This window comes from Neisseria lisongii (genome assembly GCF_028463985.1).
Lineage (GTDB): Bacteria > Pseudomonadota > Gammaproteobacteria > Burkholderiales > Neisseriaceae > Neisseria > Neisseria lisongii.
Genome location: NZ_CP116766.1, coordinates 541,177 through 553,409, shown reverse-complemented (window position 1 = coordinate 553,409; position 12,233 = coordinate 541,177). Strand labels below are relative to the sequence as shown.

Annotated in this window: 12 protein-coding genes; 6 read left to right on the top strand and 6 right to left on the bottom strand. The window is 54.5% G+C overall.

Translation table 11 applies throughout. From position 1 onward, the window contains the following. Positions 1-140: 140 nt before the first annotated feature. From hpnD to PJU73_RS02475, 3 genes are all read left to right on the top strand, one after another. Positions 141-998 (top strand): presqualene diphosphate synthase HpnD, encoded by an 858-nt coding sequence (hpnD, locus tag PJU73_RS02485; RefSeq protein ID WP_237090859.1) that lies wholly within the window; start codon positions 141-143, stop codon positions 996-998. 2 nt (positions 999-1,000) lie between these two features. Next, the gene (hpnE, locus tag PJU73_RS02480; protein ID WP_237090858.1) at positions 1,001-2,347 is read left to right on the top strand and encodes a hydroxysqualene dehydroxylase HpnE; all 1,347 of its coding nucleotides are present in this window, start codon (positions 1,001-1,003) and stop codon (positions 2,345-2,347) included. A 161-nt stretch (positions 2,348-2,508) separates the two neighbouring features. Continuing rightward, complete coding sequence (locus PJU73_RS02475) at positions 2,509-3,228, top strand: SDR family oxidoreductase (protein ID WP_237090857.1); 720 nt, start codon at positions 2,509-2,511, stop codon at positions 3,226-3,228. A gap of 82 nt (positions 3,229-3,310) precedes the next feature. On the opposite strand, the gene PJU73_RS02470 is transcribed toward PJU73_RS02475, so the two are convergent. From PJU73_RS02470 to PJU73_RS02460, 3 genes are read right to left on the bottom strand one after another with little or no spacing between them, the layout of a single operon-like run. Then, positions 3,311-4,750 carry a LutB/LldF family L-lactate oxidation iron-sulfur protein gene (locus tag PJU73_RS02470; protein WP_237090856.1) on the bottom strand — a complete coding sequence of 480 codons (1,440 nt, stop codon included), beginning with the start codon at positions 4,748-4,750 and terminating at the stop codon, positions 3,311-3,313. Next, complete coding sequence (locus tag PJU73_RS02465) at positions 4,747-5,448, bottom strand: LutC/YkgG family protein (protein WP_237090855.1); 702 nt, start codon at positions 5,446-5,448, stop codon at positions 4,747-4,749. Before PJU73_RS02465 ends, PJU73_RS02470 begins: the two co-directional genes overlap by 4 nt. Next, positions 5,445-6,224, bottom strand: coding sequence for a (Fe-S)-binding protein (locus PJU73_RS02460; RefSeq protein WP_237090854.1), 780 nt, complete (start codon positions 6,222-6,224; stop codon positions 5,445-5,447). Before PJU73_RS02460 ends, PJU73_RS02465 begins: the two co-directional genes overlap by 4 nt. A 290-nt stretch (positions 6,225-6,514) precedes the next feature. Here PJU73_RS02460 and PJU73_RS02455 point away from each other — a divergent pair, with 290 nt between their 5' ends. From PJU73_RS02455 to PJU73_RS02445, 3 genes are all read left to right on the top strand, one after another. Beyond that, complete coding sequence (locus PJU73_RS02455) at positions 6,515-7,918, top strand: MFS transporter (protein WP_237090853.1); 1,404 nt, start codon at positions 6,515-6,517, stop codon at positions 7,916-7,918. Positions 7,919-8,200: 282 nt separating this feature from the next. Continuing rightward, complete coding sequence (locus PJU73_RS02450; protein ID WP_237090852.1) at positions 8,201-9,739, top strand: phospholipase D family protein; 1,539 nt, start codon at positions 8,201-8,203, stop codon at positions 9,737-9,739. 149 nt (positions 9,740-9,888) lie between these two features. Then, the gene (locus PJU73_RS02445) at positions 9,889-10,377 is read left to right on the top strand and encodes a DUF456 domain-containing protein (protein WP_237090851.1); all 489 of its coding nucleotides are present in this window, start codon (positions 9,889-9,891) and stop codon (positions 10,375-10,377) included. Positions 10,378-10,599: 222 nt separating this feature from the next. On the opposite strand, the gene ruvX is transcribed toward PJU73_RS02445, so the two are convergent. From ruvX to PJU73_RS02430, 3 genes are read right to left on the bottom strand one after another with little or no spacing between them, the layout of a single operon-like run. Further along, the gene (ruvX, locus tag PJU73_RS02440; protein WP_237090850.1) at positions 10,600-11,058 is read right to left on the bottom strand and encodes a Holliday junction resolvase RuvX; all 459 of its coding nucleotides are present in this window, start codon (positions 11,056-11,058) and stop codon (positions 10,600-10,602) included. Then, positions 11,051-11,599, bottom strand: coding sequence for a YqgE/AlgH family protein (locus tag PJU73_RS02435; protein WP_237090849.1), 549 nt, complete (start codon positions 11,597-11,599; stop codon positions 11,051-11,053). The genes ruvX and PJU73_RS02435 overlap by 8 nt, the downstream gene beginning before the upstream one ends. An 8-nt stretch (positions 11,600-11,607) precedes the next feature. Beyond that, a complete protein-coding gene (locus PJU73_RS02430) occupies positions 11,608-12,153 on the bottom strand; it encodes a CreA family protein (protein WP_272903535.1) in 546 nt (181 codons plus the stop codon). Positions 12,154-12,233 lie beyond the last annotated feature (80 nt).

Genomic DNA, 12,233 nt, shown 5'->3' with positions numbered 1-12,233 from the left:
ATGCCGTCTGAAAGCGAGCGAAGCGAGTTTCTGCGCAGCTAAAACCGAAGGTTTCGCCAAAACGAGCGAAGCGAGTTTTTCAGACGGCCTTTCCCATCCGGCTGAGACCCAGTCTTACCGATTACCCACTGGAAACCACCGTGTCCGCCCTCGACTATTGCCGCCAAAAGGCTTTTCAAAGCCGCTCGAGTTTTCTCTCCGGCTTCCGCTTCCTACCGCAGGCGCAGCTGGATGCCATGACGGTGCTGTACGCCTTTTGCCGGGAATTGGACGATGTGGTCGATGAATGCAGTCAAGCCGAAATCGCCCGCATTACGCTGGAATGGTGGCGGCAGGATTTAGACAAAGTCTTTAGCGGCCACACGCCCGAACACCCCGTCAATCAAGCCCTGCAAACCGTGCGTACGCAGTTTGAGCTTCCGCATAGCGAATTGGCGGAACTGATAGACGGTATGCAGATGGATTTGCAGCAGGCACGCTATGCCGATTTTGCCGAACTGAAACGCTATTGCCGCCGTGTCGCCGGCGTGGTTGGCTGTCTGATTGCCCGGATTTTGGGTTTCAGCGACGAGCGTACGCTGCTGTTTGCCGACCAAACCGGCTTGGCTTTGCAGCTGACCAACATTATTCGGGACGTAGGCGAAGATGCCCGCCGCGGACGGATTTACCTACCGATGGCGGAATTGCAGCAGTTTAACGTTCCCGCCGCCGTGATCCTGCAAAGCCGCCCCACGCCGGAATTTGCCGAACTAATGGCGTTTCAAATCAAACGGGCCAAAAGCATTTATTACCAAGCCGTGTCTGCATTGCCCAAAATCGACAAAAAACGGCAGAAAGCCGGTTTGGTGATGGCGGCGATTTATTATGCCCTGCTGCAGGAAATCGAGCGGGACGGCGCAGAAAATGTGTTGCGCTACAAAATCGCCATCCCCTCGCCCCGCAAAAAACGCATTGCCCTGAAAACCTGGATGCTGGGTTTCCACCCCGAGGCCGTCTGAAAATGAATCATATCTCCCGCCCCAAAATTGCCGTTATCGGCGCAGGCTGGGCAGGTTTGTCCGCCGCCGTTACACTGGCAGAACACGCCGACATCAGCCTGTTTGAAGCAGGACGGCAGGCAGGCGGCAGAGCGCGTACGCTCACCGGCGAACAACACGGTTTTTCCTTTTTAGACAACGGCCAACATATTTTAATCGGCGCATACCGCAGCACATTAGCACTGCTGCAGAAAATCGGCGTACGGGAAACAGATGCTTTCCTGCGGCAGCCGCTGCAATGGCATATCTCCGACGGTTTGCAGTTTCAGACGGCCTCACCATTGCCCAAACCGTGGCACATTCTGTCCGGCATACTGCGTGCCGAAAACACACCGCTGCGGCTGAAACTCAAACTGCTGGCCGATATGCACGCCCTGCAGCGCCGACGTTCCGACCAAGCCGACATCAACGTTGCCCACTGGCTTGCACAACGCCGCACGCCCCGCCTGCTGATCAGCCAATTCTGGCAGCCACTGGTGTTGGGCGCACTCAATACCCCGCTGCATACCGCCTCGCTCCGGCTGCTCGCCCGAGTGTTGCAAGACAGCATCAATGCCGCAAAAAGCGACAGCGATTATCTGTTGCCCAAGCAGGATTTAAGCAGCATCGCCGTCCGCCCCGCCCTGAATTATCTCAAACGGCACGGCTGCGGCATTCATCTGGCCACCCGTGTCGCCAAACTGGAACCGCAGGCAAACGGTACAGTCGGTGTGGATGGCCGAATATTCGATGCCGTTATTCTGGCAACCGCCCCTTATCACGCCGCCGCCCTGTTGCCGAGCGACACCCCGCCCGAAATTCAGACGGCCTATGCCCAAACCGCCTATCATGCGATTACCACCGTTTACCTGCGCTATCCGCAAGCCGTCAAACTCCCCGCCGCCATGACCGGCCTTGCCGACGGCACGGCACACTGGCTGATCGAACGGGGCGCACTCGGCTTACCGCCCAACGAAATCGCCGCTGTGATCAGCGTTTCCGAACAATATCCGTTCAGCCGCCAAGAGTGGGCGCAAAAAGTCCATGCCGACATACAACGCCTGTTCCCGCATATCGGCGAGCCGCAAGCCGTGCAGGTGATTACCGAAAAACGGGCCACCGCCGCCGCAAGCGTCCACCGCCCGAATTACGACACCGCATGGCTCAAACACCGCAATATCTACCCCGCCGGCGATTATCTGCATCCATACTATCCCGCAACCTTAGAAGCTGCGGTACAATCCGGTATGCGTGCCGCCGAATTGTGTTTAAACGATTTATACAACACCATGCCGTCTGAAAATGAGCGAAGCGAATTTCTGCGAAGCTAAAACAAGCAAAGCAAGTTTCTGCGCAACTAAAAGATTTATAGCGGGTTTCACTAAAAATAGGACAAAACAAGCCAACGCCAAAATATAGTTAAATCACTGAATTTTATATACAATCCAGTAAACCAATACCACCTGTTACAGCAAAGCCAAAGGGAAAAAACATGTCAGCCTTACACAACAAAACCATCATCGTTACCGGCGCTTCGCAAGGTCTGGGCGAACAAACCGCCAAAGCCTACGCCGCCGCCGGCGCAACCGTCGTCCTGATTGCCCGCCACCAAAAACGCATGGAAAAAGTCTATGACGACATCGTCGCCGCCGGTTATCCCGAACCGTTTGCCATCTGCTTCGACCTCTTAAGCGCCGAAGACAAAGAGTTCGACCAACTCGCCGCCACCATCGCCGAAGCCACACAAGGCAAACTCGATGGCATCGTCCACTGCGCCAGCTATTTCAACGCCCTCTCACCGCTGGATTTCCAAACCGTTGCCGACTGGGTCAAACTCTACCGCATCAACACCGTCGCCCCCATGGGCCTGACCCGTGCCATGCTCCCCCTGCTGAAAGAATCCGCCGACGCCTCCGTCATCTTCGTCGGCGAAAGCCACGGCGAAACCCCCAAAGCCTACTGGGGCGGCTTCGGCGCTTCCAAAACCGCACTCAACTACCTGTGCAAAGTCATCGCCGACGAATGGGAACGCTTCCCCAACCTGCGCGCCAACGTCCTCGTCCCCGGCCCGATTAACTCCCCACAACGCATCAAATCCCACCCCGGCGAAACCAAAAACGAACGCAAAAACTACGAAGACGTATTACCGCAGTTTATCTGGTGGGTAAGCCAAGAAAGCCAAGGCAGAAGCGGCGAAATCGTTTATTTGTAAACTGTAAACCGTTGCTACAAATGAAACCGAGGCCGTCTGAAAATCGTGATTTTCAGACGGCCTCGGTTTGTGTCAGTAAAAATTACTGTTTACGCTTTTCTGCAACCAGTTCGTGCAGGGTTTTCTTCGCCGGTTTCATTGGGACGTGGTTATCCGTCCAGCCCAGCTGTTTGCTCGGTGTAAACGAACGGAATTTGCTGACTGCCCAGCCGAAGGCACGGTAGGCTTTTTTGCCGCTGAAAATGCCGTCGAAAGTGCGCCATGCGAGTTGTTCGCCGAAGGTGTGCGATGCGCCTTGACCCCGAATCGGGTGTGGGACGTTTTCTTCGGGCGGGCGTTGGGCTTCGACACGCAGGCGCTGCATTTGTTCGGTAATCGGAATGCGTACCGGACATACTTCGACACAAGCGCCGCACATGGTGCAGGCGGTCGGCAAGTCTCGGGTGCTGTCCAAGCCGAGCAGGTGCGGCGAGATGATTTCGCCGATCGGGCCGGGATAGGTGGTGCCGTAGGCTGCGCCGCCGATGCGGGTGTACACCGGACAGTGGTTCATGCAGGCACCGCAGCGGATACATTGCAGGGTGCGGCGCATTTGTTCTTCAACATAGGCTTGGCTGCGGCCGTTATCGAGCAAAACGAGGTGCATTTCCTGCGGGCCGTCTAATTCTTCGCTGCGGCGGGGGCCGGTAATCATGTTGAAATAGGTGGTGATGTTCTGGCCGATGGCGGAACGGGGCAACAGGCTGTAAAGCGGCGGAATGTCGGACAGTTTCGCCACTACTTTTTCGATACCGGTAATGGCAATGTGTACCGGCGGCACGGTTGTGGACAGGCGGCCGTTGCCTTCGTTTTCGACCAGACACAGGGTGCCGGTTTCGGCGACGGCGAAATTAACGCCGCTCAAGCCGACATCGGCGGTGCGGTAAATATCGCGCAGGGCTTGGCGGGCAAAGCCGGTCAGTTGGTCCACGTCGTCGGTCAGCGGAGTATTCAGGTTTTTGTGGAACAGTTCGCTGACTTGCTCTTTGGTTTTGTGAATCGCCGGCATCACGATATGGGTCGGTTTTTCGCCCGCCATTTGGACGATGAATTCGCCCAAGTCGCTTTCAATGGCTTTGATGCCTTGGTCTTCGAGATAGTGGTTCAGCTCGATTTCTTCGCTGACCATGGATTTGCCTTTGACAACCAGTTTGCCGTTTTTGGCGGTTACGATGTTGTGAATGATTTGGCAAGCCTCGGCCGGAGTTTCCGCCCAGTGGACTTTGACACCCAAGCGGGTCAGGTTGGCTTCCAGCTCTTCTAAAAGCGCCGGTAATTTGGACAGCGAGCGTTGGCGGACGTGTTCGCACAAATCACGCAGATTTTGCAGTTCTTCTTCATCGGTCAAAACGGCTTTGCGCTTGGTCATCAGCATGTCCATTGCCGTGCGCAGGCTTTTGCGCAGCGGTTGGTCTTGCAGGGAAATGGCGCTGTTTTGCTTGAAGGTTTCCGGTTTCATGTGGAATTGAATGGTTTGGGTCATGCTTGTTCCTCCAAGTCGGCTGGGGAAATGTGTGCGGGCAACAGGGCCAATACGACTAAATCGCGCGGGCCGTGTGCACCGTATGCCAGTGTGAGTTGGATGTCGGCGGTTTTGGATGGGCCGGAAACCAGAATCAGATTGGTCGGCATGCCGTTTTCCAATAATTTTTCACCTGCCAATGCGTGGTGGAACTCGCCGTACATTTTTGCAGCATCAAACAGGCAAAAGTGAATCGGCGGTACAAGGCTCAGGCTGCGCGGCTCTTGCGGGCTGGATTCGAGCATGATGGTGCCGGTGCGGGCAATGCCGCATTTCGAGCCGCTGAAACCGGCATCGACTTGGGTGAAAAATTCGTCTTTCCACTCGTCAATCACCCGATCGTAATCCAAGGCTTCAATCTGTGTACCTTCAAGGGCGGCTTTGGCTTTTTGACCGTGTCCGGTTTGGTGCGGCAAAACGATGTTGCGGATGCCTTTTTCTTCGGCGGCTTGGCGGAACACTTCCTGCCAGTTGTGTTCGTTCACCCAGTAGATTTCGGTTTTGACCGCCCGCATGGTCGCAGCCCAGTGTTTCAGACGGCTTACTTCGTCGTCCCAAGTCATTTCGTGGGTTTGATAGTAGCCAAAGGTATCGGGTTCGGCCATCGGATAGGCATCGGCTTTTTTCAGCTTGGCCAGAATATTGTCGCGTGCGCTCATGCTTTGCCTCCGGTGCGTTCCAATAAGAAGGTGGCGATGTGTTTCGGTGCCGGCATATCCGGCTCGTCTTTGGCAATTTTGCCACCGATGTTGAGCATACAGCCGCAATCTGCACTGATGATTTCGGTGGCTTCGGTGGCTTTAAGGGCGGCGACTTTGTCGGTAACCATTGCGCCGGAAATGTCGGGGTGTTTAACCGAGAATGTACCGCCGAAACCGCAGCATTCGCTTTCGTGGTCGTGAACAATCCGTTCGACATTTTCCATGCTGTCAATCAGCTGCCAGCCGGAAAGGTGGACGTTCATTTCACGGCGTGCGGCGCAGGAAGTATGAACGGCCACTTTGACCGGTTCGCCTTTGTCCTGCGGCTGGTAGCCGATGGCAAGCAGAAAATGGGTAAACTCAATCACCCGTTCGGAAAGCTCAATGGCTTTCTGTTCGTAAGGCGTGCCTTTAAACAGGGTCGGCCAGTGGTGTTTCATCATGCCGCCACAAGAGCCGGACGGTACGACAATCGGCCAGTTTTCGGGAAACAAATCGAGCTGGGCTTTGGCCACGTCAAACGCTTCTTTCGGGCGGCCTGAGGAATAGGCGGGCTGGCCGCAGCAGCTTTGCCCCATCGGGAAGTGCATACGGATACCTTGTTGTTCGATCAACGTCATTGCGTCCATACCTGCTTCGGGCATAAAGATGTCCAAAACGCAGGTTCCGAAGAAATAAGCATCGGTCGGGACGCTGTCATAGCGAATGATTGGGGTAGGGTTTCTTGTGCTCATTTTGCATTGACTTATTTTTGAATGGTTAGGTATATCCGACAGCCGTTTGTCGGAAAATGCTCAGGCGCTGCTGCATTCACATCTGTTTAAAATACAAACGGTTATCATGTTTATTTACCGTATTTCGGTAAAATACAAAGAGCGTACTTTAAGTAATTGCCTGTAGGTGGTCAAGTCTAATTTGAAAATATATTGCGAAAGTGGAAAAATACGGCATTAATCTGCCGTTTCCGCACCGGAAACGCCCAAGCCGATTTTCAGACGGCCTCATCTGCCGGAAAGAACCGATTATGCCCGCTTCCCCCAATATGCCCACGCCCTCGCGCTGGCTGCCGCTGCTGCTAGCGGTGGCGATTTTTATGCAGATGCTCGATGCGACCATTCTCAACACGGCGCTGCCGCAGATTGCCAAGGATTTGAACGAATCGCCGCTGAATATGCAGTCGGCGGTGATTGTCTATACGCTGACGGTGGCGCTGCTGATTCCCCTGAGCGGCTATCTGGTCGATCGTTACGGCACGAAAAAAATCTTTTTCGGCGCAGTCGGGCTGTTTGTTTTCGGTTCGCTGCTGTGCGCCTCGGCGGTGAACCTGCCGATGTTGGTGCTGGCACGCATGGTGCAGGGTTTGGGCGGCTCGATGCTGGTTCCCGTTCCCCGACTGACAATTTTACGGGTATACGACAAATCCCGCCTGCTCAACGCCATTAATTATGCGGTGATGCCGGCCTTAATCGGGCCGGTATTGGGGCCGCTGGCAGGCGGCTATCTGGTGGAATACGCTTCGTGGCACTGGATTTTTCTGCTGAACGTACCAATCGGCGTGCTGGGGCTGGTTATCGGCTGGCGGATTATGCCCGATATTCGGGGCGACAAAACCAGTTTGGATGTCGGCGGCTTTCTGCTGTTTGCCGGTGCCGCCTGTTCGCTGACTTTGGCGGTGGAAATCGTTTCCCATACCGGCGTATCGCTGTTTCCGGCGCTGCTGGCATCGGGCGGCGCTGCGTTGATGTGGCTGTATTGCCGCCATGCGCAAAGCGTTGCCGAACCGATTTATGCCGGACATCTGTTCAAAGTGCGCACTTTCCGGCTAGGGCTGTTCGGCAACCTGTTCAGCCGCTTGGGCATCAGCTCGGTGCCGTTTCTGCTGCCACTGATGTTTCAAGTGGCATTCGGCTTGGGTGCAAGCCTGTCGGGTTGGCTGATTGCACCGATTGCCCTCGCCTCGCTGCTGATCAAACCTGCGGTCAAACCGCTGATGGCACGTTTCGGCTACCGCAAGGTGTTGATTTGGAACACTCGGATTTTGGGCATTTTGATGATTCTGCTGGCGCTGCCCGACCCGAATACGCCGGTTGCAGTATGGGCGGTATTGCTGCTGACCTTGGGCGCATGTAACTCGATTCAGTTTTCCGCCATGAACACGCTCACGCTCGCCGATTTGCGCCCCTATCAAACCGGAAGCGGCAACAGCCTGATGGCGGTCAATCAGCAGCTTGCCATCAGTTTGGGCATTGCCGTCGGCGCACTGATGCTGCAGGCGTGGCGCAAAAGCGACATCGGGCAAAGCGATCTGCATTGGGCGTTTCGGCTGACCTTTATCGGCATCGGCATCATCACCTTTGCCGCCGGTTTCATTTTCAGCCGCCTGCACATTTCAGACGGCCGCAATTTGACGGTACGCAGCCAAAAATAAGGTACAATGCGGCGTGATGTTTCCCAGCCGATTTCGAACAAACCGGTTTGGGCGGCGCAGCAACCCGCTTTTTTACTTGTTTTGGCGAAACCTGCAGTTTTCAGACGGCCTTAGCGGGCGGATAAAGTACTGAGGCCGTCTGAAAACCGAAGTTTCTCTATAGTTAATCCATTTTAAAATGAATGAACTATAAAAATAAGCGCAGCGGGTTTCTGTTCAGCCCAAACCATTGCAGCCGGCCTATGCCGAGTCAGGTTTCCGAAAAATCCCAACCCGATTGATATGAAAAAATATTCTTCCCGTTTCCTGATTTATACCGCCGTCTGCACCGGCCTGACTGCCTGCGCCTCGCTGCCGTCTTTGGAAGGCCGCAGCGAAAGCAGCTACCTCAAAATCGATTCCGCCCCCCGTTTGGACGGGGTGTTGAACACCTACCGCCAAAACAGTCAAAACAGCGGAAAATCCGGAATCTACCTGCTCAATGATGCCCACGAAGCCTTTTTGGCACGGGCCGCCCTGATTGAAAGCGCCGATTACACCTTAGACCTGCAATATTATATCTGGCACAACGACTATTCCGGCAAAATGTTGTTCAACTTATTGCACCGTGCCGCCGAACGGGGCGTGCGGGTGCGGCTGCTGCTGGACGACAACAACACCAACGGTCTAGACAATGTTTTGCTGGCGCTCGACAGCCACCCGAATATCGAAATCCGCCTGTTCAACCCGTTTACCAACCGCAAATGGCGAGCCTTGGGCTACCTGACCGACTTTCCCCGCCTCAACCGCCGTATGCACAATAAATCGCTCACCGCCGACAACCGTGCCACCATTGTCGGCGGCCGCAATATCGGCGACGAATATTTCAAAGTCCACCAAGACACCGTTTTCGCCGATTTAGACATTCTCGCTGTCGGCCGGGTGGTCGGCGAAGTGTCGGAAGATTTCGACCGCTACTGGGCCAGCGGCTCGTCCTACCCCGCCGCCGACATCATCAAAAAAGGCAATATCGAACAAGGCATTCAAGAGCTGGAATACAGCGCGCAAGAAAAAAAAGACATTTTGGAGCGCTACCGCCAAGAATTACAGGCATCCGATTTATTTCGCTCGCTGCAAAACAACAGCATCAAATGGTTTGACGCACAAACCGAACTCATCAGCGACGACCCCGCTAAAGGCCTGAACCGTTCCCGCCATCAAGAGCCGCTCGGCGAACGCCTGTTTGCCGCTCTGCAAAAACCTGAAAAAAGCCTGTATCTGGTGTCGCCCTATTTCGTACCAACCCGATCCGGTGTCGAAACCCTTTCCGAATTGGCAAAAGAAGGCGTAGCCGTAACCGTATTGACCAATTCGCTGCAAGCAACCGATGTCGCCGCCGTGCATTCCGGTTACGCCAAATACCGCAAACCGCTGCTGCAGTCCGGCATCGAACTCTACGAACTCAAGCCCAATCATGCCGTTCCCAAAACCAAAGACCGGGGTCTGACCGGCAATTCCGCCACCAGTCTGCACGCCAAAACCTTTATCGTGGACCAAAAACGGGTTTTCATCGGCTCATTCAACCTCGACCCCCGTTCCGAACGGCTCAACACCGAAATGGGCGTTGTCATCGAAAGCCCCAAAATCGCCGGCATTATGTACCGCACCCTCGCCAACACCACCCCCGATTATGCCTATAAAGTTACCCTCGACCAAAACCGCCGCCTGCACTGGCAACATCCGGACGACAAAAAACACTACACCACCGAACCCGAAGCCGGTTTCTGGAAACGGGTAACCGCCAAAATCCTGTCCTACCTACCGATTGAAGGACTGCTGTAACACCGAGGCCGTCTGAAAATCATGATTTTCAGACGGCCTCTGCCCAAACCTGCACAATAAATTTCCCGCTAACTGCCATTCGAACCTTGATAAAGCCGTCTGAAAACCGCATATTGCACACTACCGATTGACTAAGGAACACACCGAACATGACTTCCGCCCTGATTATCCTCGCTCTGCTTGCCGTTGCTCTCGGCCTTGCCGGTACGGTTTACCCCGCCATTCCCGGTTTGGGGCTGATGTTTGGCGGTGCATGGCTGCTGGCTTATGCGACCGATTACCAAATCTACGGCACGGCAAGCATTGTGTTTCTCGCCATCGTCGCCATTATCGGTACGGCGATGGATTATGTTGCCGGTATGTTGGGGGCAAAATACACCGGTGCCAGCAGACCCGCCGTTTGGGGGGCGTTTATCGGGGGCGTTGCGGGGGCATTTTTCTCTCTGCCCGGCCTCTTGTTCGGCCCGATGATTGGTGCTGCGCTCGGCGAACTGATCGCCCGAAAAGATACTTGGCAAGCGGGTAAAGTCGGTATTGGTACGTTTATCGGCTTTATTATCGGTACAGTTGCCAAAGTCGGCTGCGCCCTGACCATTGTTTTAACACTGCTGATGATGTGGGTGGCAAGCTGGTTTTAATGGATTTTTCCACTATAGTAAATCAACCGAAAAAATATGACACCACAGCGAGCCACCCTTCCCCTAACCCCTTCCCGCCAGCGGGACGGGGAACAAAGTGCAGGTGGGCCAACTTAGCTTGCCGATTTGTACAGAAAATTCGGTGTTTTAACTATATAAAACCAAGGCCGTCTGAAAATCTGATTTTCAGACGGCCTTTGCTTTGCCAATCGCTGCAAGACGTTAATCTTCTTCCCTGCCGTTGAAATATTCCAAAGCGCCGTTGTCGAAAAACACCTGCAAAATCGCTTGGGCGGCGACTTGGTCCAATACGGCTTTGCGTTTTTTGCCGAATACTTGGGCTTCGGAAAGCAGGCTTTCGGCGTAGAGGGACGACATGCGTTCGTCGGCCCAGTAAATTGGTAAACCGAAACGTCCGTGCAGGCGGCGGCCGAATTTCCGGCTCAGGCGGGTGAGTTCGTGTTCGCTGCCGTCGGTGTGGGTCGGCAAGCCGACCAGCAGCTGTTTGGGCTGCCATTCCTGAATCAGTTTGGTGATGGCATCGAATTTGGCATCGTTGCTTGCGCCGGTAACGGTTGCCAGCGGGTGGCTGATGCCGAGGCGGACATCACCCTGCGCTACGCCGATTCGGGTTTCGCCGAAATCGAATGCCAGCGTCGTGCCTTCGGGTGCATTAAGCATGGCCTGCTCCTTGAACCAAGGCGGAAGGGGAAATGCCGAGTTTGGCAAAGGCGGCGGCATAGCGGTGTTCGTAGGGCATATCGAATAAAATCTGTTCGTCCGCTTCGACCACCAACCACAGATTGTCTGCGAGTTCTTTTTCCAACTGGCCTTTATGCCAACTCGAATAGCCGATGCTGATCAATGCCTTGCCGACTTTTTCGGGCGTTTCCAAGTTTTCAATCACGTCTCGCGAAGCGGTCAGGGCGATGTCGTCGGAAACCGTAACCGAGCTTTGCCAGTTGCCCACCGGTGTATGCACAACATAGCCCCGATCGATCTGCACCGGCCCGCCCATCATCACGTTTTCGTGCTGCATACGCAGCGGAATATTGCGGTTGCTGGCACTGAAAATCATGTCCATCGTAATCGGCGAAGGCTTGTTGATAATCACGCCCATTGCGCCGTCTTCGTCATGCCGGCAAAGATAAACCACGCTTTGTGCGAAAAACAGATCGTCGGTGTCGGGCATGGCAATCAGAAAATGATTGGTTAAATCCATAGCGTTCCTTATGATTTCGCCGCTGCGGTTTCCACGATGCAGGTGCCGAAAATGCTGTGGTCCGGCATACCGGTAATCTGTTTGGCATCGGCCGGAGCATTGGCGTAGCAGGATACGGCACTCAGAGCGTTTTTCGGCGAACCGTTGATGATTTTGTCGCTGTAAACCAGATAGGTAAAGGCTTTGCGTTTGGCATCGTAATAACGGATAATTTGCTGGCTCTTAAAGGCCACGCTGGCGCTGCGTTTGAACACCCGTTTGGGTTTAAGTACATCGGCTTCACGATAGCGGATATGTTCCGCCGTCTGCACACACGCCACCGACGCATCGCTGGCATCTTCTTCCAGATTCACCGTCTCTTTCAGGCCGCCTTTTTTGGCATAGGAAATATAGCAGGACACGCCGCTGATATCGGGGTCGTCAAAACCTTCCACCTCGATACGGTCGTTTTTGCCGAGCATATTGAACACCGTACTCGCCGTACCGATTTTATCCGAATCGCCGCCGCAGCCGGCCAGAGCCAGCGCAGCAATCAAAGCCAGTTTTTTTATCATCGTTCGTTTTCCTCAAGACATTGCGGTAAATATTTTCAAATATAAGGCCGTTTCGGCGGATTACAAGCATATCGCAAACA